This window comes from Methanohalophilus sp., from assembly GCF_030156785.1.
Taxonomy (GTDB): domain Archaea; phylum Halobacteriota; class Methanosarcinia; order Methanosarcinales; family Methanosarcinaceae; genus Methanohalophilus.
Genome location: NZ_JASGLW010000006.1, coordinates 79,993 through 100,922, shown reverse-complemented (window position 1 = coordinate 100,922; position 20,930 = coordinate 79,993). Strand labels below are relative to the sequence as shown.

Annotated in this window: 22 protein-coding genes and 1 pseudogene; 9 read left to right on the top strand and 14 right to left on the bottom strand. The window is 40.8% G+C overall.

From position 1 onward, the window contains the following. Position 1: 1 nt before the first annotated feature. The 5 genes from PWQ49_RS04800 to PWQ49_RS04780 all read right to left on the bottom strand — a co-directional run bounded on the left by PWQ49_RS04800 (position 2) and on the right by PWQ49_RS04780 (position 5,116). Entirely contained in the window at positions 2-967 is a 966-nt protein-coding gene (locus tag PWQ49_RS04800) for a beta-ribofuranosylaminobenzene 5'-phosphate synthase (protein ID WP_300608544.1), read from the bottom strand. A 176-nt stretch (positions 968-1,143) separates the two neighbouring features. Then, on the bottom strand, positions 1,144-1,758 hold the full coding sequence (locus PWQ49_RS04795) for a DUF2953 domain-containing protein (RefSeq protein WP_300608542.1): 615 nt from the start codon (positions 1,756-1,758) through the stop codon (positions 1,144-1,146). 9 nt (positions 1,759-1,767) lie between these two features. Further along, positions 1,768-2,166 carry a spore germination protein GerW family protein gene (locus tag PWQ49_RS04790; protein ID WP_300608540.1) on the bottom strand — a complete coding sequence of 133 codons (399 nt, stop codon included), beginning with the start codon at positions 2,164-2,166 and terminating at the stop codon, positions 1,768-1,770. Between the two features lie 59 nt (positions 2,167-2,225). Next, positions 2,226-4,424 (bottom strand): ATP-dependent DNA helicase, encoded by a 2,199-nt coding sequence (locus PWQ49_RS04785; RefSeq protein ID WP_300608538.1) that lies wholly within the window; start codon positions 4,422-4,424, stop codon positions 2,226-2,228. 44 nt (positions 4,425-4,468) lie between these two features. Next, positions 4,469-5,116: a type IV pilin gene (locus PWQ49_RS04780; RefSeq protein WP_300608536.1), complete on the bottom strand. Its 648-nt coding sequence runs from the start codon at positions 5,114-5,116 to the stop codon at positions 4,469-4,471. 170 nt (positions 5,117-5,286) lie between these two features. Between PWQ49_RS04780 and PWQ49_RS04775 the strand changes: the two genes are divergently transcribed. The 3 genes from PWQ49_RS04775 (at position 5,287) to pyrH (ending at position 7,373) form a co-directional block, all read left to right on the top strand. Further along, complete coding sequence (locus PWQ49_RS04775) at positions 5,287-5,463, top strand: 4Fe-4S binding protein (RefSeq protein WP_300608534.1); 177 nt, start codon at positions 5,287-5,289, stop codon at positions 5,461-5,463. A 54-nt stretch (positions 5,464-5,517) separates the two neighbouring features. Further along, the gene (asd, locus tag PWQ49_RS04770) at positions 5,518-6,549 is read left to right on the top strand and encodes an aspartate-semialdehyde dehydrogenase (RefSeq protein ID WP_300608532.1); all 1,032 of its coding nucleotides are present in this window, start codon (positions 5,518-5,520) and stop codon (positions 6,547-6,549) included. A gap of 119 nt (positions 6,550-6,668) precedes the next feature. After that, entirely contained in the window at positions 6,669-7,373 is a 705-nt protein-coding gene (gene pyrH, locus PWQ49_RS04765) for a UMP kinase (protein ID WP_300608530.1), read from the top strand. A 396-nt stretch (positions 7,374-7,769) separates the two neighbouring features. On the opposite strand, the gene PWQ49_RS04760 is transcribed toward pyrH, so the two are convergent. The 6 genes from PWQ49_RS04760 to PWQ49_RS04735 all read right to left on the bottom strand — a co-directional run bounded on the left by PWQ49_RS04760 (position 7,770) and on the right by PWQ49_RS04735 (position 14,519). Continuing rightward, the gene (locus PWQ49_RS04760; protein ID WP_300608528.1) at positions 7,770-8,765 is read right to left on the bottom strand and encodes an isocitrate/isopropylmalate family dehydrogenase; all 996 of its coding nucleotides are present in this window, start codon (positions 8,763-8,765) and stop codon (positions 7,770-7,772) included. Beyond that, positions 8,762-9,619, bottom strand: a complete 858-nt coding sequence (locus PWQ49_RS04755) for a hypothetical protein (protein WP_300608525.1) — start codon at positions 9,617-9,619, stop codon at positions 8,762-8,764. Before PWQ49_RS04755 ends, PWQ49_RS04760 begins: the two co-directional genes overlap by 4 nt. Before the next feature lie 3 nt (positions 9,620-9,622). After that, entirely contained in the window at positions 9,623-10,108 is a 486-nt protein-coding gene (locus PWQ49_RS04750; RefSeq protein WP_300608522.1) for a 3-isopropylmalate dehydratase small subunit, read from the bottom strand. A gap of 54 nt (positions 10,109-10,162) precedes the next feature. Beyond that, complete coding sequence (gene galU / locus PWQ49_RS04745) at positions 10,163-11,035, bottom strand: UTP--glucose-1-phosphate uridylyltransferase GalU (RefSeq protein ID WP_300608520.1); 873 nt, start codon at positions 11,033-11,035, stop codon at positions 10,163-10,165. Between the two features lie 33 nt (positions 11,036-11,068). Next, entirely contained in the window at positions 11,069-13,543 is a 2,475-nt protein-coding gene (locus PWQ49_RS04740; RefSeq protein WP_300608517.1) for an oligosaccharyl transferase, archaeosortase A system-associated, read from the bottom strand. A gap of 103 nt (positions 13,544-13,646) precedes the next feature. Beyond that, positions 13,647-14,519, bottom strand: coding sequence for a glycosyltransferase (locus PWQ49_RS04735; RefSeq protein WP_300608514.1), 873 nt, complete (start codon positions 14,517-14,519; stop codon positions 13,647-13,649). 230 nt (positions 14,520-14,749) lie between these two features. On the opposite strand from PWQ49_RS04735, the gene PWQ49_RS04730 reads away from it, so the two are divergent. Beyond that, positions 14,750-15,730: a glycosyltransferase family 4 protein gene (locus PWQ49_RS04730; protein ID WP_300608512.1), complete on the top strand. Its 981-nt coding sequence runs from the start codon at positions 14,750-14,752 to the stop codon at positions 15,728-15,730. A gap of 140 nt (positions 15,731-15,870) precedes the next feature. Further along, complete coding sequence (locus tag PWQ49_RS04725) at positions 15,871-16,608, top strand: hypothetical protein (protein ID WP_300608509.1); 738 nt, start codon at positions 15,871-15,873, stop codon at positions 16,606-16,608. A 399-nt stretch (positions 16,609-17,007) separates the two neighbouring features. Here the strand turns inward: PWQ49_RS04725 and PWQ49_RS04720 are convergent. Beyond that, a pseudogene (locus tag PWQ49_RS04720) lies at positions 17,008-17,241 on the bottom strand (IS5/IS1182 family transposase); the annotation flags it as partial. A gap of 166 nt (positions 17,242-17,407) precedes the next feature. Further along, positions 17,408-18,025 (bottom strand): class I SAM-dependent methyltransferase, encoded by a 618-nt coding sequence (locus PWQ49_RS04715; protein ID WP_300608507.1) that lies wholly within the window; start codon positions 18,023-18,025, stop codon positions 17,408-17,410. Positions 18,026-18,312: 287 nt separating this feature from the next. On the opposite strand from PWQ49_RS04715, the gene PWQ49_RS08300 reads away from it, so the two are divergent. The 4 genes from PWQ49_RS08300 (at position 18,313) to PWQ49_RS04700 (ending at position 20,584) form a co-directional block, all read left to right on the top strand. After that, the gene (locus PWQ49_RS08300) at positions 18,313-18,561 is read left to right on the top strand and encodes a UDP-N-acetylglucosamine 2-epimerase (protein WP_363321811.1); all 249 of its coding nucleotides are present in this window, start codon (positions 18,313-18,315) and stop codon (positions 18,559-18,561) included. Further along, the gene (locus tag PWQ49_RS04710; RefSeq protein ID WP_300608504.1) at positions 18,476-18,667 is read left to right on the top strand and encodes a hypothetical protein; all 192 of its coding nucleotides are present in this window, start codon (positions 18,476-18,478) and stop codon (positions 18,665-18,667) included. The genes PWQ49_RS08300 and PWQ49_RS04710 overlap by 86 nt, the downstream gene beginning before the upstream one ends. Positions 18,668-18,739: 72 nt before the next feature. Continuing rightward, positions 18,740-18,874 carry a hypothetical protein gene (locus tag PWQ49_RS04705; protein WP_300608501.1) on the top strand — a complete coding sequence of 45 codons (135 nt, stop codon included), beginning with the start codon at positions 18,740-18,742 and terminating at the stop codon, positions 18,872-18,874. A gap of 207 nt (positions 18,875-19,081) precedes the next feature. Then, positions 19,082-20,584, top strand: a complete 1,503-nt coding sequence (locus tag PWQ49_RS04700; protein WP_300608498.1) for an oligosaccharide flippase family protein — start codon at positions 19,082-19,084, stop codon at positions 20,582-20,584. 123 nt (positions 20,585-20,707) lie between these two features. Here PWQ49_RS04700 and PWQ49_RS04695 read toward each other — a convergent pair whose 3' ends face one another. Then, positions 20,708-20,851, bottom strand: a complete 144-nt coding sequence (locus tag PWQ49_RS04695; protein ID WP_300608496.1) for a hypothetical protein — start codon at positions 20,849-20,851, stop codon at positions 20,708-20,710. Positions 20,852-20,930 lie beyond the last annotated feature (79 nt).

Genomic DNA, 20,930 nt, shown 5'->3' with positions numbered 1-20,930 from the left:
TTCAGAATTGATCCCTCTTGATACTTGCTCCAAAATTGTTAGCTGTTGTCAGCATGACGGTGCCTCCAATTGTCTCGTGAAGATATTCCTGTACCTGTTCCTGAATTTGTCTGCCTTCATTTTCAGATTCGACAAAACCGTAAATCGCAGGCCCGAAAGAACTCATCCCTGAGCCGAAAGCCCCTGCATTTCTCATAAATGTAATAAGTGACTGCACTTCCAGTGGCTGCAAGCTTATTTCTTCTTTCTTAAAGCCCACTGTCTGGATGTGGTTAATGGATTCCCCGAAATTCTCGATATCCTTCTCCACGATTGCAGGCAACATCTGCATCAGGACAACATGAGATACCTCCTGCACTTCACGAAGGGGGATGGGACATTTTTCCTTGAAAATATCAACTTCCGTTGAATCGTGTGCCCCCTGTGTGTCGGGTAATGCAATTACAATCTTCCAGTCCGGGAAATTTTCCCTGAAGATAATTGGCGCAGGAGGAGCTTTGCTTGCCGAGGAAGGAGAAAATGAACCTTTTTCTGAAAAACGATGCCCACAATCCACAAGAAATCCACCTGTCTCAAAGCCTGCAACGCCTATACCTGATGTCCCTCCCCTCCCCACCAAAATAGCCAGTTCCTTGACAGACATTCCAAGATCGTAAAGATCATTCACAGCCGCAGCAGCACAGAGGGCTGCTTGCGTCCCTGAACCCAACCCAATGTGAGGAGGCACATCTTCCTCTACATGAATATGGATCCCCTGACCTTCAGGAAGTACTGCAGAAGCTGCCAGCTCCATTCTTTCGGTTAACTGAGGTGAACCTGTAATTTCCACTTGTTCTGCAATTTCGGCACGTATGCGAGTGTGAGGATCGGCAAGGCATATTCCTACACCTCCGTCTATGCGCCCCAGAGATGCATTTAGATCAATGAGAGAAATGTGTAGCCTTGAAGGCGAGATAATCTCTAACATGATAACATAGCAAGTATCTCATGCTACTATATATCTATTTACCCCCACCCAAAATACAACACTATAGGCACTTTTCACCGCTTATGCCTTTGATTTTGCCTTTTATATTTCGTCTCATTTTGTTTCGACGAAATATAGATAGCAAAGAACAAGGATAGTTTAGAGTTTAATATTATTCAACTGCTTCGCATCTTCCAAAGTATCCAGATAGCCCTTCGCCCATTGCCACTGCACAACAAATGAAGAGCCGCATAAACAATCCTGTAAAGCTTTATCCGGATAGTGGAAGAAACTGAAATATCAATAATTTTATCGTCAAAAACCGGTGATATATCGTATCTAAAAGTCGGGATATGACGATGGACAACAGAACCGGCTGCATGTATGAAGCCATATGCCACCCCGGTATTTGCCGGATCAGCAAATCCTAAATCTGCATTGACTTTCATTGAAGAGATATCAACTGCCTTCCATAGATCACAAAGCAGTTGCCTGAGAAGTATTAATAGTTGAGGGGCCTGTCGCACCAGGAAAGATGTTTTGCTTATCTTGTCCTTTTCCCTGACTTTTTTTCCCTTCTTACTCCTCTTTGATTGCCTATTCTCCTTTTCCTTTCGGTCCAAACGACTGAATCTTTTCGGATTGAAAGTTATGCCAAGCCAGTTGATCCTAAGGATGTGCTCAAGTGCCCCGTCAGCCACCCTGGCTTTCAGGTAGATCTTAACCGGAAAGAAGAGAAGCAACAGAGGTAAGACTATCAGAGCAAGGAGCAGGTAAAGAATCAAATCCATAAAGGATGCTCACTCTTCCTTTTCTTTGGACTCTGTGGATTCTCCTCTCTCTTCTTTTCTGAGAGTCTTTTTGAGGGATTTCATCTTCGAGAACACTTCCGGTACAGCCTCAATGATTTTATCTACATTGCTTCCACCGGAAATCGTGAGAAGCCGGACATCTTCACCGGATACGACAATAAACGCCACAGGTTCGATCCTTGCACCTGCACCACCGCCGCCACCGAAACCTTCCTCAGTTGCACCTTTCTTGCCTTCCCCGCCACCACTTCCAAAACCAAAACTAACGCGGCTTACAGGAACAATTGTGGCCCCTGCTACTTCAATTGGCTCTCCAACAACGGTTTTCGTACTCACCAGTTTCTCAAGTTCAGTAGATACTTCTTTCATTATATCTTCAAGTCCCATTCTAAATACCTCCCCGTTTTGGGATAGAAGGTATCTGTCATACAACCTAAAAAGAGTTGTTACTGGGAATCCTCAATGTCCTGGAAAAAATTAAGTAATGAGTACTTCACTTTCGAAGGCTCAACATCCACAAACTCAGATTGCTCATCTTCAGGGAAAAAACGAAATACTGAATACTTGGGCCACCTACGTTCCGAATCCGTGAGGAACCTGCTGTCAAGCAAAATCCTGACTCCATAATCCGTTGGAGATCTGACAACCCTTCCCATTGCCTGCCGGATTTTACGGATTGTGGGAATCTGAACCGCATATTCCCATCCCTTCCCAAAACCAAATTCGTGATCGTATGCAGATTCCACTGCATGCAGCCGATCATTAAGAGCAGGATAACCTACACCTACAATAATCACAACTCTGCACCTTCCATCTCTAAAATCTACGCCTTCGCTCAATGTACCCCACAGGTATGTAAGAAGAACCGCTTTTCCTCCTGCCTCCCCGATATTGAAAAACTCACGCCTTACTTCCTGTGCGGAAACGCCTACTTCATCGAGGAAAATAGGAATATCAAGTTCATCTTCGAGCATCCTGAAATATCTGCGGGCTTCAAAGGAACTCTGGAAAAAAACTACCACGTTGCCCGGGGAGTTGTCAATGGAATCCTTCATTACACCAAAAACATCTTTGAGATTCCTAGGATCATCTCTGCCTCGCGCAAACTGTGGCTGCACTGCTGCAGCTATTGTAAGACGGCGCTCTGGTGGGAAAGTAAGACCATAGGACAACTCACATGTCTCTCTTTCAATGCCAAGCGTTGTTTTGATCATTTCAAATGGCTTCAGAGTCGCAGACATCAGAACAGCCGAATGAACTGACCTAAATAACGGTGCAGTGACATTCTGAGGGATACAGGTAAAAAGCTCCAGCCTGCCGTATATCTCATTCCTGTTATCCCTTCTTACATTGAGAATTGGATAGTGCTCCTGTCCATCGGAATGTTCCAGATAAAACGACAAAAACTCGGCCACATGCCAGATATGGGAGCGTTTCAGGATTCCTGACTTCCCCTCCTTATATTGCTCCCTATATTTCTCATCAAGGACAGCACCTATGTCAGAAGCCACTCCAAGCAAGCGCTGGATATCTTTCTTTTCCCCGTAACCAGCCCCTTTTGCATATCTCAGGAATCTGGCTTTTACAATGTCACCCCTGTCAAATGGATCACTTATCCTTAGATCGTACCAGTTTACCCCTACCCGTTCCTTTTCGCCAAAGCGGAATCGTGAGTTGTAAGTCTCTTTCAGGACTTCCAGGAGAATAGAAAATATACCAATGATGTCTTGAATATCAAGCCCTTGGAAAGCCTCATCCATGGAGTTTGCTTCCAATTCAGAAAGGGCTCTTTCAATGCTATGTTCAGTCAGAGTTATCGAGGAATGAGATCTTGCAGCGCTCTCTATGTTATGTGCTTCATCAAGGATTACTATTATGTCGTCTGCTTCTTTTTCCAGCCACCTGAGGATGGTGGAAAAAATATCCCCGTCAAGCAGATGATGGAAATTACCTATCACCAAATCTGCTGATTTGAGTTCTTTCTTAAGAAGCTCATAACCACACATCCCGTTTTCATAGGCATACTGGTTAACCTCATCGGGGTCTCGGACAGTTTCAAAAAGCCACTCCTTGAATTTCTCGTTGTCAAGCCGAAGTACTTCATACAGCTCATTGCAGCAGCGGTCCCTGATGGCATGAGCCCTCTCCTGAAGTTGTTGCAATTCCGCATCAAGCTGGTCCCGCAACTCCACATACACAGCATCACTGGATTTTTTGTAATTCTCCATCGCTGCTTTCATTTCAGCTCTTTTAAGGCGGATTTGGTTTTCAATATCAAGATATTCGAACGTATTTTCTCTTTTTGCCTCACATTCGTCATAACCCAACTGCAGTGGACACATTGATTTCTTGCCCTTGAATACGACAACCTTGATGTCATGGATTTGCTTGATCTGACGTGCCTCATCAATGAACTGCACCATCTGCTGGTGGACATTTGTGGCAATAAAGACCGTTTTATCAAGGACTTCTCCTGCATGCAATGCCGGAGTAAGAGCACTCAGGGTTTTCCCGGTACCACAGGCACCCTCAAATAGAACAATTTGCTTGCTGAAAATAGCAGAGTGGATGCGCTTCATTGCCTCCTTCTGATTGGGATAGCAGGAACTTTTTGGGAAATACTTGAGATACTCCTGACCTCTCATGACACTACCTACTATGGTAACCCTACATAAAGGATTGGAACCATTTAACCAGGCGGACTTACAACAGCAGAATCCTCGGCAATGATTCTTTGTGTCCGGGAATCGAAAACCTTCACCGTTACCGTGGTACCCTGAATAAAACCATAATTATTAGACGTGTTTTTCAGCCCATTTACCGTTACAGTTACCGAGGAAGCATCCGTCCCGTTTATACTGTCATCTCCATTCAGGATCAACATTTCACCTGTAGACCATTTCTGATCCTCAATAGCAGGGTTTCGGTTTTTGTAATCAGAAATGGAACCATCCGGAGTCAGGTCATGATACCTGACCACGAGATGGCCAGTAACCTTTTCCCCACCTGCCCCAACCTTTCCGATATAGCTGCTGCCCTGCCCTTCCAGCACAATAAACGTAGAATCCAGGTCCAAAGAATCCCCGTTCACATGAACAAGGCGAATGTAATTTTCCCTGTATCTTACGTCATTTGGAATCCCTCCTTCAATATCTTCAATTTCAATAATTGCAAGAGGAGCAGGTGTGAAAGTTAACTCACTTTTTCCGGCAAGATGGTCACCATAAAGACCTGCCATAACTATTGCAGAAAGAAGAACCAGAAGCAAAAGCATTAGCAAGGTACCCATAACCGGAGACATAGCATGCGTGTTTAGTCTGTACAAATATATCTTCATTGTATTCTGTTTTTATCATGATATATTTTAAATATTTTGATTTTAATTACATATTTTAAGTGAACTTAAATTCTGGATTATGACAGCTAATCGATAGATATTTATCTCATTTGTTTAATCATATAGTGCAGATTATTACTAAATCTCAAAAATTTAGGAGTGTTTTACAAATGGTAGCTGTAATTAATGCCGATGAATGTGTTGGCTGTGGAACATGCGTAGATGAATGCCCCGTTGAAGCAATCTCTATGAACGATGAAAACATCGCAGTCGTTGACGCAGATGAATGTACCGATTGTGGTTCCTGCGTGGATGCCTGCCCAACAGATGCAATTACCCAGGAATAATAATTATTCCTGTCTTCTTTTACCTTTTCTTTTATTTTTTATTGAGGCAACTATATGGCTAAAACCATAAGAGCCGGAATTATTGGTGCCACCGGTGCCGTAGGACAGCGATTTGTGCAGGCATTGGTAGATCATCCGTGGTTTGAGATAACATCCCTCGCAGCTTCCGAAAAGAGTGCCGGAAAACAATACAGGGACGCTGCAAACTGGAGACTCGACGTACCGCTACCAGAAAGCGTTGCAGATATGGAAGTCGTGCCTGTAGAGCCATCCAAAGTTGACGCTGATGTTGTATTCTCGGCTTTACCTGCGTCCTCTGCAAAGATAGCGGAAGAAGCATTTGCCAAAAATGGTTTTGCTGTGGCAAGTAATGCATCTGCATACCGGATGGTTGAAGACGTGCCGCTTGTGATTCCGGAAGTAAACGCAGATCACCTTGATCTAATCGAAGTCCAGCAGGACAATCGTGGCTGGGATGGATATATCATTACAAACCCCAACTGCTCCACCATAATGATGACACTCACATTCAAACCACTCATGCAGTTTGGCCTGAGCAATGTGACAGTTGCAACCATGCAGGCAGTTTCAGGTGCCGGATATGATGGAGTCTCCTCAATGGCAATTCTTGACAACATCATTCCATACATCGGAAATGAAGAGGATAAACTTGAGACTGAACCCCAGAAACTACTTGGGGAATTTGACGGTAGCCAGATTGTAAAAGCTGACTTTGAAGTGAGTGCTTCATGTCATCGTGTACCGGTAATGGATGGTCATACTGAAGCTATATGGGCAACCATGGATGATGATCCATCCCCTGAAGAAGTCAGAGAAGCATTCCTTGAATTTGATCCAAAACTGGGAGATCTCCCTACTGAACCCGAAAAAGCCCTTATTGTGAGGGATGAAGAGGATCGCCCGCAACCCAGACTTGACAGAAATGCCGGCAATGGTATGAGCGTATCTGTGGGAAGGATTCGTGAGGGTATCCGATACATTGCCATGGGCCACAATACAATTCGTGGAGCAGCCGGTGCAAGCGTTCTGAATGCCGAATTGTTGCATAAGGCAAAACGGTTATAAGGTGAGTTTGATGCAGCCGTTGAAATGCCAGAACTTTTCAGGAAAAACGGCTGCCATTGTTTTATATTCTTTTTGTTTAGTAAATGTTATAAATTCCGCTATAGTGGAGGCGAGATAAAATGTTGATAGTTCTGTCAATTGGTGGATCAATACTTGCAAAGGATTTAGACCCGGAAAGATTCAGGGAATACGCGGATGTCCTCAAGAAGCTGGCGCAAGACCACAAAATCCTAATCGTAACCGGAGGAGGGGTTGCAGCCCGCCACTACATTAATACTGCCAGACAACTTGGCGCAAACGAATCTGTATGTGATTTTATCGGAATTGATGTCACCCGCCTCAACGCACAGTTACTTATTGCAGCCCTTGGAAATGCAGCATACCCGGAACCCCCATGCACATACCGGGAAGCAGAATTTGCACTAGTATCCGGTAAGATCGTGGTTATGGGTGGTGTTATACCTGGCCAGACAACAGATGCGGTTTCAGCAATCCTTGCAGAATATCTGAATGCAAACCTCCTTGTAATTGCAACATCCGTTGACGGTGTGTATTCAGAAGATCCAAATGAAAACCCTGATGCAATCAAATTCCACACCATGACCCCGGAAGAACTTATAAACGTTGTCATGCGCACGGAAATGAAAGCAGGTTCCAAGTCACCTGTTGATCTGCTGGCAGCAAAAATTATCCAGCGTAGCGGTATGAAAACAATTATTCTTGACGGCAGTAAGTCAGAGAACATTGCTAACGTAATACTCCAGGAAAATGTAAAGAGCGAACCTGTAGACGGGGTTAGTATAGGGACACGCATCATTTGCTAAGAAAATCAGGGTAATAAATGAAACCAGATTTTTCATGGAATTATATAAAAAAGTATATGTAAAGTTAAACTCGATGGTTAAAAAATACGATTTTTAATTTCATTTCTTTTACTTGGGTTCTATGTTTCCTGACAAGGTAGGTCTTGTCACTTATTGTATTTCTATAGATCTATTTTCACCCTATGGATTCTGATCTGTCAATGTGGCAGGATTATTTACACCGACATTGCAGGTGTGGGTTTACTTATTTTATTATATGATAGGTTAATGGCGGACACATATTAAGCGAAGCCATTGATGTTGCAATTATAATGTGGAGATTGGCGGAGCAGTAGCATTGTTCATGGAGAGGCTATTTCAGTCCTACTGGAAACTTGAAAAGAGGTTGTCTAAAAATTAAATGTTGGAACACAATGTTTTAACAATTTCATGTGTTAGCTCCTGAGTTGTTGCAGTGCCACCAAGATCAGGAGTTGTTATTCCTTTTAAAATCGTATTTTCAACCGCTAGTTCTACCTGTCTGGCTGCATCCTCCTCACCAATCCAATCGAGAAGCATTTTTACAGAAAGAATTGCAGCAATTGGATTAGCTATTCCCTGTCCTGCAATATCAGGGGCGCTTCCGTGCACCGGCTCAAATAACGCCTGATTTTTCCCTATATTTGCACTGGGTACAAGCCCAATACTGCCCACAAGAACCGCCCCCAGATCGCTCAGGATATCTCCAAAAAGATTGGTAGCAACAACCACTCCATATTTTTGGGGAGAGCGGATCATGTCATATGCCATTGCATCCACAAGCATGTCATTGTGTTCAACACCCATGGAATCGGCAACCTGTCGGCATGTATTCAAAAAAAGGGAATCCGATTTGAGTACATTGGATTTGTGCACGATTGTTAGCTTTTGATTGTGTTTTTTTGCAAATTTGCAGGCAATTTCTGCAATGCGCATAGAACAGCGTTTTGTGACAATCCTTTTTGTGAAAGCTACCTCTTCACCCACTTCTTCGATACCCGAATACATACCTTCAGTGTTTTCCCTGACAATGAGTATATCAAAATCATTTGATTCATTAATTCCCTTTATACCCTTAATGGGATGAATCGGCCTGATGTTTGCATAAAGATCAAGTTCTTTGCGAATAGTCAGAAGTACACTTTTATAATTAGGATCCGGAGGAGTTGTAACTGCCCCAAAAAGAATACAATCGCATTCCTTTAGAGTTGCAATATCTTCATTTGAAATTGCTTGTCCGGTTTTTTCCCAGCGACCATAACCAACCTCAACTGGAATTTTTTCAAATGGGAGGGAGAAACAATCCAGTACCTGAAGAGCTGCTGGAATTACTTCCTTTCCAATACCGTCTCCTTCTATTACAGCCAGTTTCATTCATTTTCCTCCTTAAGTCTCCGGACAAGGGAGCGAATTGCATCTGCTACCTGGAATTCAGATGCACCCCAGTGAACCGTAGCACCCGGAATACCATTGATTTTCACCTGCCCGGCTCGTTCAGCCTGACAGCATCGGGCAATGAAAGGTTTGGAAGGTTTTACGATATCAGAACTAAAGGGGCAAATGCTGATAAATTCATAGTCTAATCCCGGAAATCTGGTTTCAAAAAGGGCTTTTGAGATTTCACAACCCACAAGCAGGGTACCGGGTTCTGTGATAATATCACTATCTAGGCATTTCCCTGAAAGTCCGGAAGCGGAGCATGGGAATACTGTATTATTGCCTTCAAACTGTCTAAGATCAACTACATTTTCGGTAAACTGTATCCCGAATTCCCCGAAAATACCCGCCCTTTCCAGCCTTCTGACAACATCACAAAGCCATGGAGGATATGGCGGTGCAACATCAAGAATCTCAATCTCCATTACTTCAGATAGATCGGGCTCATGAACAAAAGTCACATGATTGTCAATGCCTCTAAAAAGAACGGTAGTAATATCTCCTTTACAAAGAGGGAGGGCGGTTTCAATCAATAAGTTCCTGTTTTTTATGTTCAGGGTACCTTCATAATCCAATATGTTGTCAGGACCTGCAATTAATGTGATGTCTGTTGCTTTCCGCAGCAGACCTTTGCCTTTATGCTGAACCTCATAAAGCCAGTATTTTTTATTCTCGCCATCACATTTGTTTACAATAATATATCTGGAAAGAAAATAGATAGGCTCATTTTCACTTTCTTCCGGGAGAATGTGGGTCACACCCACGTGTTTGTATTCTTGCGGAAATATCATGAATTAACCCTGTTTCTGTTTTTTACGATACTCCACAAGACCGCCGTTGGTAAGAATTTCAAGCAGGAAATCCGGCAATTTGTGTCCTTTATAGACATTGTCACCTATTGTGACTGTGCCATCAAGGAGGTTAACTTCCACTTCATCGCCTTCTTCACATTTAACATCTGCTTCCATAAGAGGAAGACCGACATTTATGGAATTGCGGAAAAAAATGCGACCAAAGGATTTTGCAATTACACAACCAACCCCTGCATGTTTCAAGGCAAGGGCCGCCTGTTCCCTTGAAGATCCGCAACCAAAATTATTCCCTGCAACGATTATGTCTCCAGAAGATATTTTACTGGAAAATTCGGGATCAATACCCTCCATAGCATGATCTGCAAAGACCTGCATGTCGGTGGTTCTCAGGTATTTCCCGGGAATTATAACATCAGTGTCAATATCATCCCCATATAGCCAGGCTTTTCCTCTGATCACACTCTTCATGCTCTCACCAATCTGGCAATACTTTTATCTCTTATATGTATGTAGCGGAAGTTATTAACAATCAGCTCCCAGAATAGTTTTCAAGTATGCCTTGAGATCCTGATCAAAATATTCATTTCGCATAGCAAAATCAATAATAGCTTTAACATAACCCAGCTTATCCCCGGTATCATACCGCTTTCCTGCAAATTTATATGCATAAACTTTTTGCATGTCGTTGAGCAACCTTATACCGTCTGTAAGCTGGATCTCACCTCCAACACCGCTTCCAGCCATTTTTATGCAATCAAATATTTCAGGTGTGAAGACATATCTGCCTATAGCACCTATGTTGGAAGGGGCGTCTTTAACAGATGGTTTTTCCACGATCTCTTCAAGAGAATACAGGCATTCATCCAGAGGGGTTCCTTTTATTATACCATAACTGCTGACCTTTTCCTGTGGAACTTCCTCTACTGCAATGGTAGAGCATCGGTATTTGTTGAAAACTTCAATAAGTTGCCTGGTGCATGGGGTTTTGTTTACAATAAGATCATCACCAAGAAGTACAGCAAATGGTTCTCCGCTGATATGTTTCCTGGCTGTCAATATCGCATCTCCAAGGCCTTTTGGTTCTTTCTGCCGGATATAATGGATATCCACCATCGAAGAAATATCTTCAACCATCTTCAGGAGATCATCTTTGTGTTTTTGTCGAAGATACATCTCAAGTTCAGGGGATTCATCAAAATAGTCTTCGATGGACCGCTTACTTCTTCCTGTGACAAAAATAATATCATCAATACCCGAGGCAATCGCTTCCTCCACGACATAATGAATAACCGGCTTATCGATTATTGGAAGCATTTCTTTTGGCATGGATTTTGTCACAGGCAGGAAACGAGTGCCAAGACCTGCTGCCGGGATTACAGCTTTTTTTATTTCCATAGTAGAAGTCCGAATTATATGTTCAATTCAACGTTACATTTCTATTATGTTGCCGCTTAAAACGTCCGTCTCACTTACAGACACAGTTTCCATAACATTGCCGTATGTTATTGTATACGGGCCTATGGGCATTGTGTCGAATTGGGTTTCTCCGGCAATGGGACCTTCTGTTGAATATGGCACAACAAATTCAAAGGTTCCATCTGAGACCATTGACTGAGAATATAGGAAGGTACGTCCTGTGCTTGTCAGAATTGTGGTACTGATGGTCACCTTCTCTCCTTCAGGAGCTTCTCCTGTAATTGTTGCACCTTTGACATATTCAAAGATTTTTACATATCCTGTGTTACTTTCCTCGATGGTGTTACCGCCGGAGAAAAGCGCATTGTAAACCCGTTTGTAGCCAACCTCTACTGTACTGGCAGCCGGAGTTTCATGGACCATACGATACTGTTTTAGGCCATTTCCGTCAAATATGTGGAGACGAGCTTCCATGGTGTTGAAATATCTTTCTCCAGGCAATGTTTGTGTACCCTGATTGGTTTGTACTCTTACATAGTAATCTGAGGTATCAAGTGTCCATGCAGCCATGGCATAGAACTTGCCCGTGGCCATTTCAACATCTGTGACAACATACCGTGCACCGGCTTTGTCAGGGTCCGGATGTACGGCATCCAGTACTTTTGTGGCCTCTGCCTCAGAGGGGGCAGTGAAGAACGTGGATGCACCTGGTTTGTTTTCTTCTTCAATGCTATTTCGTCGACCTCCAATCCCCTGCTGGAATGGGTTTGCATTCGGAATCCTGTGACCAATGACTTCAATCCAGTGGCCGTAATCCCACCATGACATAACACCATAGGCTGTGTCGGGATAGGGATAAAGTTGACCTGCAGGAGGTTGTTCATAACTTTCATAGTAATCCAGTCCTGGATCCGGAGTATTGTACTTCAGCCACTGCGTTGCCTCGATCCAGTATCCGTTGGGTCCGCCTGTGCCCTGGTTTTGCTGGCTGGCTAAATTGTATGATGGGTAAGCCAAAACCAATAATATCAAAATCAAAGATATTACATGAACTGGTTTGATCTGCCTCAACCAGTTGCCTATATTACCTGCTGTTTCTGTAAATGGGCTACCAATATCTTTCCACCCGACAAGATCCAGTATTCTAATTCCAAGATATGCAGACAGGATAGATGCATTTACTGAATAGTAATAGGCAAACCGGTTTTGCTGGAGCATTGCCCAGATGATCATCACGGTCCAGACAATCAGGAAGGTTTGCTCCCGATTGTTGCGGCGATAGATGGCAATGTAGGTCAGTACCAACAGGGCGAAGAAGGAGACTATGGCCGTGATCCCGAAGTTATACCAGAGGGGTTGGAGTGTGAAGACACCATTACGCATGAGGAGAGGGGATGCTTCTGCTATGGTGAGACCGCCGCCGGTGCGCATGAAGTAACTGAAGACACTGGTCACCAGAGCATAGGCAGATTCGGAGACCACACGGGCCAGCAGGATACCCGCGCCGAACAGGACTGCAATGGATAGTGGGTAATAATAACGGTTCAGTTGTTTTCCCCTCATGTAATACGAGATAATGGATAGTATGGGGAATGCCACAAAACCAGCAAGTAGACCTTTTATCTGGAGGTCTTTAGTTCCTCCGATCGCAGGAGTGAGCAGAACCATTACCAATGCCACGATAAAGATTGCCATTCCACCGATAGCCAGATACTCCGTGGAGCGACCATGCATGTGGTCAATGATGTGCTGAGCCGTGATGTAGACACCGATTATGAAACTGAAGAACAGGGCCCCTTTCCAGGCTAGAGTGTAGGCACCCAGGAAAAACCCTGTAAGCAGGAAATAGGGAAGAATAGGGCGGATTTGTGAAAAACCATTCTCCCTGAGATGGGATAATGTAAAATCACTGGATTCACTGCGTCTCAATCCTGCAATCAAAAACATTGCCACAACCGTGCTGAGCAATGCCTCAGCGATGTGGTGATCGTTAAAACCAATTATAGCACGTGAGAGGAACTGCCCCGGAGCCAGTGCAATGAGAAAGGCTGCGAGCAGTCCGATGCGGCGATCATTGAAGGCCCATTTGCCGACAAAGTATGTGGGAATGACAACAAGGGAGCCGAGGAAAGATGGATAATAGGCACAGATAGTCTGTGTGAGTTCAGTGGAGGGATCGCCGAAACCGATAATCCAGATCAATGTGGCAAGCACCATGTCAAAGAGAGGGGCAAAGACCTGATCTGTGCCGTGAGGGTATTGGGTATAGGCGTCAAACCAGAGCATCGAGGGGAAATTATGCAGAATGGATTCCACATTTCTCAGGTGATACCAGGGATCATTGCCCCCGAAACGCACGAAGTTCTCTGAGATGAATACGCTTTCTGCAGGGACGGTTCGGATGTACAGTGCCAACAGGAAAAACAGTAGAATTCCTGTAAAAGGTAAAATGGAAGATTTTAATTTTTCATGATAATCTATACTCATAGCCCACACTTCTTGAAATGATTGATAAGATGATTGATGCAATTGTATTGTTCAATCCAATTTAAAAGTTTTGAGAAAATGGAAACATAAACGATGACTGAAATCAGGAAAAGAATTTCTCATAGACATAACCAAAGGGTTTCATGCCTTTATTCAAAATGTCAACAACATAAATTCCCACCTTCTCCCAAACAGGCAATGAATTCCAGAGAGATGAATCTTTCCTGAAAGTAAACAGGCTCCAGGATTGATCATCTGAACCGGAAAGAGAATATGCTGCATTTTTGTTCATTTTTCTGGACAGCTGCGGATAGCGAGCAGATAGTTGATAGAAACCCCGCCCAATCCTGAATGATTTTTTAAGCAATTTTTTCAGCGATGTCCTTGCCGGGTGATACATGACAATATCCGAATCATAATACAATTTGTAGCCGGCATCAAAAACACGGTTGCCAAACTCATAATCCCCGCTGGAAATCAAATTCGGGTCAAAGACACCCACATGTTCAAAAATCTCTTTTCGGACTATAAGACAGCATGTCGGAGCAAAATGCCTTTTGTAAATATATTCATCCATGGGAAACCCTGACAGCTTATTGTGCAGGGCCGAAAGGGAATTACTTTCAGAATATATCTCCACCCTGCAACCCAGATAATCCGCATTGTGCTTGGCCATGGATTGGCTCATTTTTTGCAACCAATCCTTTTCCACTGTCATATCGGAATCGATAAAGGCAATAATCGAGCCTTTAGCGATTTCAAGTCCCTTGTTGCGGGCTGCATAGGAGCTCTGGACGGTATCTTCGACAACAAGTTTTACTGAATCGCCACAGTACTTCTCTGCAATGTCCGGGGTATTATCAGTGGAACCATTGTCCGCAACTATAATTTCAAAATTGCCTGTATATTCTTGTACTACCAGGGATTGCAGTGTATCCTCTAGGCCGGAGGGATCATTGTACACCGGAATTATCACGGATATAAATGGGTTGTGGTTTTGTTTAGGGGGAGCTGGCATTTTAATCAGTCATATTCCATGATAAATACATATAAGTTTTATAAGTAGACACTAATATGAATTCATCCATATTAATACGATGTTATCATCTACATAAACTTGTATAAATAAATATACGATGATATAATAGATTTGTCAATTAAAGAAGCGCATATATTGTAACACAAATAACTGGTGAGGAAATACATTTGGCAAATGAAAAAGAAATAAAAATTGCTTATATCTATTACTCTTTGCAATTTTTTGTAAAACAAGATAAAGAATTACTATTAAAGCATTTTGAAGTATATGATTTTAATTTCAAATCGATATTTGATATACCGAGTTTGATAAAAACAATTAGAAAATCAGATATTACGTATTCCTGGTTTGCTGGAGGACATGCATTTTTAGCGGTTCTATTTTCAAAAATGTTTCGGAAAAAGTCAATTGTTATTGCAGGTGGTGGGGATGTTGCTTCAGAGCCTGAAATCGATTATGGTTTCATGAGACCATATAAACGAAGTCGATATTTTGCTAAATTTGCACTAAAGTATGCAGATGTTGTATTGGCAGTATCCGAATTCACAAAAAAAGAAGTCCTAAAGTATTCTAAACCTAAATATTTAGATGTAGTCTATAATGGCATTGATACTGATTACTATAAACCAAATTTCAAAAAGGAAGATATGGTAATAACTGTAGGTCGTATATCAGAAGATTATATCACACGAAAAGGGTATGAAAATTTTATTCGATGTGCTCAAAAACTACAAAATTTACAATTTGTTATAATTGGCAAAATCACGGATGATTCTATAAGTAAACTTAAAAAAATAGCACCTAGAAATGTAATATTTACTGGATATGTATCTGATGAGGAACTTTTGGAATATTATCAGAAAGCCAAAATATATTGTCAGTTATCTTACTATGAGTCTTTTGGCATGGGATTAACAGAGGCGATGGCTTGTGAGTGTATACCGGTTGTCACAAATCGTGCAGCTCTACCAGAAGTGATAGGAAATACTGGATTAAAGGTTCCCTACAATGACACTAATGCAACTGTTGAAGCAATAAGAAAATCAATAAATAAAGATGCAGGTTTTGCTAGAAAACGAATAGTAAATAAATTTGAATTAGATATACGAAGAGAAAAACTAATTAATATTATAAGAAACATTATTTGAAAATATATATGAAACATAAAAAATTTAATCCTACCCGCAATTGTCCGAAAAAAGATGTTTTTATCAAAAAAATGCTAAGAAACAACAAAGATACAAGTAAATAATTGTTAATTATAATGATAATTAAATGAGATGATCATATGTCGGGTAAAAAAGAAGAGAAAAATATAATATTCCATATACCGTGGGCAATTAATAAAAACCATCCCTCAGGAAGCCAAATTCGTCCAGTTAATATGTATAAGGCATTTCAGTCACTTGGATACAATGTTGAGTTTATAATGGGTGATGCAAATAACAGAGCAAAGCAAATTGAAAAAATAAAAAACCAAATCATTAAAGGAAAAAAATATGATTTTGTTTATTCCGAGTGTTCTACATATCCTACTACGATAGCTAGTGGTCTAAAGGATTGTATAAGTCATCCTTTTTTAGATTATAGGTTTTTTTCATATTGTAGAAATAAAAATATTCCATTAGGATTATTTTATAGAGATGTTCATTGGAAATTTTCGCATTTTTATATTGATAAGAACCCATTGAAAGTGATGCTATTAAAATTATTATATAAAATAGATATAGAAGTATACAATAAATATGTCGATATATTATATGTCCCCTCGAAAAAAATGGCATCCTATGCAGGTATAAAAAACAGGAAGATATCCAATTTACCCCCAGGTACAAAAAAATATAAAGAATCGATAAAAACCTCTTATGATAACAAGCTTAATTTACTATATGTAGGAGGAATAATGGGACAATATGACATGTCAAAAATATTCCGTGCTGTTAATAAAATACCAAATGTGGAACTGGTGATTTGTTGTAGAAAAAAGAATGGAATAAAGCATACAACAACTATGCACCTTACCTAGGAGAAAACATAATCATAACTCATAAAAGCGGAAAAGAATTACAAAAATTATATGAAAAAGCAGATATCGGGCTATTTTACACCATTCCCAGTAAATATTGGGAGATAACACATCCAATAAAAGTATTTGAATATATTGGAAATTATAAACCAATTATTGCAACAAAAGGAACAATTTCAGCTGAATTCATCGAAAGCAAGGGAATTGGATGGTCTATACCCTATGAAGAACAGGAAATTACCAGACTACTTAATAAAATAATCAAAGATAAAACAACAATCAATACTAAAATAAAAAATATAGAAATGATTATTTCTGAAAATACATGGGAAGAAAGGGCTAAAAAGGTAGTTAACGATCTAACAACTTAAGTACAAAGAAGTCCACTTCCAGTTAATTCTACAAATATTTTGACTTTGTAGAAATCCTCATTTGAATAATTATTGAAACAGAGATAGTCCTGCCTATATTATGAATTAATAATTTAAACTTGACCTCCTTCACCTGATTTCTTTATTTTCTTGCCCTCAATTCTTCCCTATACTTCCTTTTCAAAACAGAGAACATCGGCTCTATCAGGTTTCTATAATGATAGATATCTTCATCAAATTCACCTCTCATTTTTCGACGGTATACCATTAAATCACAGATTTAATGGGAGTTCCAAATCTTCAATCTGGAACAAAACACATTCATCCCCTTTGTGTTTTGTCTGGCCAGAATCACATTGGGGATTTCTTCTTATAAAAATAATAATGTATTAGCGGAAGTTAGAGGAAAAGGGTTATACAGAGCCCTGTTATGTTACTCTTGACAAAACATAAAATCTGTGGTATGGCAGTTCTACAACATTATAGCAATTAATAATATTGAAGTGTTTTTTAATTGCTCTTTCTATTTTTTCTACTTCAAAACCACGTTTGTTTATTTCCCAGTAATGTTCTCCATCAAAATCGTGTTCTTTTTTAATTGGATGTGGAAAAAAAATGTGTTTAGTTTGCAACAAGGGCAACTTAAAATACAAACACTTTGTTCTTGCGTCAGGTAAAGAAATAACAACATACTTATTTGACACACGTTTTATTTGATCCAAACAATGTTCAAAATGTTCAAAGGGGATATGTTCTAAAACTTCACTACACAAAACAACATCAAATGAATTACTATTGAATATAGATGTTAGTTCCTTAACGTCACATATATAATCGGGATTAAGTGATTTGTCAAAATCGGCAGTTGTCACATTAATATTACTTGACTTCAAATAGTTTGATACTGTCCCGTTCCCTTTTCCTATTTCTAATACGTTATTAGGGTTGAGGTTAAGGACTTCATGTATTTGATACCAATATGATATCCATCGTTTTTTATTATCATATCCATTAAAATAATGTTCTTTTTTTACCTGAATATTCATTTAACTTCACTCACCAATATATAATTTAATTTGCATTAATACACAATGTCTATCCACATAAATGCAAACAACCATATAATAAAACACAATCCAATAATATAAACCTGTTCTATCGAGACCACAATTAACAATACTGATCCTAACATAATGGTTATTTAAGAGGCATTAAAGCAAGTGCGATTTTTATTTGTACACAATTATCCCAATAAGAATAAAATATAATGTATATTGTATTCATCATCCCGGAATACTGAAAACAGTAAAGTGAGCATTAAAGGAAACTCCATATTCCCGTGGCTCATGTGGAAGTAGATCTGCATTCCTTTGACATGACCATGCCTGAGGAAATCAATAGAGTGCTCACGGAGCATGTTCCAGATCTACTTTTCTGTACCACAGAAACTGCAGTCAAAAATATTGAAAACAAAGGTATAGCTGCCGTGTCACAACATGGGAGATGTGATGATGGATGCTGTGCTCTACAACAGCAAAATAGCAGAGCAAAAATCCACAATTCTTGGAGACTTGGGTCTTAATACAGGCCCTTGCCTGCTTGCCGCCGTGCACAGGGCTCCAAATACCGATTCCAGACAAAACCTGACCTCCATTATCAATGCCTTTGTGAACTGTGGAGAAGAATAGTGTTTCCGGTTCATCCAAGAACTGCCAAATAAATGAAACAGTAAGGTCTGTGAGAAAGCAGATGCAAGTCTGGTGCTCACAGAATCCGTGGGCTATCTGGAAATGCTGAAATTCAAGATTAATGCAAAGAAGATGCTGATTGATTCCGGAGGGTTGCAGAAGGAGGCCTGTATGCTGGGGAGAATACCGGAGTGGTGGAGACTGTAGGTTCAGACTGGAATGTACTAGTGGGCAGAATAGGGAAATATTGCAGAGTATTGCAAATTTTCAAGGCAACTCCACACAGACAGATATTTTCGGGAATGACACCGCCAGTGGAAGGATCTATGAAAAATTGAATTCCTGACTATAACCTATCGGCATCAAAATCTTTATTAAGCCTTTCTTCTTTTAAAGGGCAATCTAAGATTGTTTGTGATAATTGGCGATATAATGCCTTCCAAAAATACCAATGAAAAAAGGTTTGCATCAGATGTCTTGACCCTTGTGGGTGGCACGGGCATTGCCCAGATAGTGGCTATTGCAGTTGCACCTATATTGAGTCGTATTTATTCTCCTTCTGATTTTGGGATTCTTGCACTGTTTGTTTCTTTGAGCGGGATACTGGGAGCAATTGCATGTTTCAGGTATGAGATGAGTATTATGCTGCCTGATTCAAAGGAAGAGGCAGATACTCAGTTGATATTGAGTATTGTGGTGGCATTTCTTTTTTCAGCCATAACGGCAATTCTGTTCCTTTTATTCAAAACCCCTATTCTGCAAATATTCAATGCACAGGAACTGGGAAACTATATATATCTCATCCCACTGTTCATTTTTCTGCAGGGTATGTTTCTGTCTTTGAATTTCTGGAATTCCCGCAATAAGAAATTTAAGAATATGTCCTATGCAAGGATATCTGCATCCCTTTCACAGTCAGGCACACAGGTCGCAGCAGGTGGGTTCGGGTATGTAAGTGGCATTTCCCTGATTGCAGGATTTCTGATAGGCAAAGTTATTTCCGTTATGACCCTTATCCATTCGGCTTTCAAAAAAGGAGTATATATCAGGCAGGTTAATTTTAAAAGTCTTGGTGCCGGAATCCGGCGATATAAAAAATTCCCACTCATAGACACCTGGTCAACCCTGCTTAATTCCCTGTCCTGGCAATTACCCGTCCTGTTGCTTTCAGCCTTTTTCAATTCTGCTATTGTAGGTTTTTATTCACTTGGATTTCGCTTGCTCCAGATGCCCATGAGTTTTATTGGCAATTCCATTTCCCAGGTATTTTACCAGAGAGCCACTGAATCTAAAAATGAAGGTACTCTGAATGTACTTGTAGAAAACGTATTCAGAATATTGGTACTGATCGGACTGTTTCCAATCCTCATTCTTACTCTTTCAGGAGACGCAATATTCGGTGTAATTCTGGGGATGAAATGGGTGGAAGCGGGAATCTATGTTCAGATTCTGAGTATCTGGGGATTCATATGGTTTATCTCATCTCCCTTAAGCACCCTTTATGTGGTTTTTGAAAAACAGGAATTCGGATTAAAGTTCAATACCTTCAACTTAATAACAAGAGCACTCTCCCTTCTGATAGGTGGATATTTAGGGGATGTATATGTGGCTTTAGGATTATTTGCAATATCCGGGATTTTTATGTATGGATACCTTTGCCTGAAGATGCTGCATTATGCGGATGTCAAGAACTCCACTGCCGCCAAAATAATATTCTCCAGTTTTAAGTTGTTCGTCCCGGCTGCACTTTTACTTGTTGTACTAAGGTTATTTAGTGATAATCTCTATTTGATTACAGGAGTGGCGGCATCTCTTTGTATTACCTATTACCTGTACATTTTGAAAACAGATTCACAACTGCAATCCTTACTGGAAATATTGCCAATGGTACCGGATTCAATGAAAAAAAGAAAGTGATTTTGTGAAGATTTGATTGGATATTTCCGATTACGCATATCCAAACCTAAATCTACAGGCAGAAGAATCTAAGAAAACAACGCACACAAAAGATAAGTCAAAGTTCCAATCCACACAAAAAACTCACACCCTCTCCTCTCCCACATCCGCAAGTTTTTCAATAACCCTCTCCGCCACCTCATCGATCTGACTCTTGCGTTTACGCCTCTCATACTCTCCGACAATATGATCAAGCGCTGCACTTTTCCTGCACTCCCTCTCCTTCATAACCCTGTGGATTACCGAGATGGTATTCCTGTCCACAGTTGTATGAATAATCGCCCTCAGAAAGCCACCTCCTGCAAGA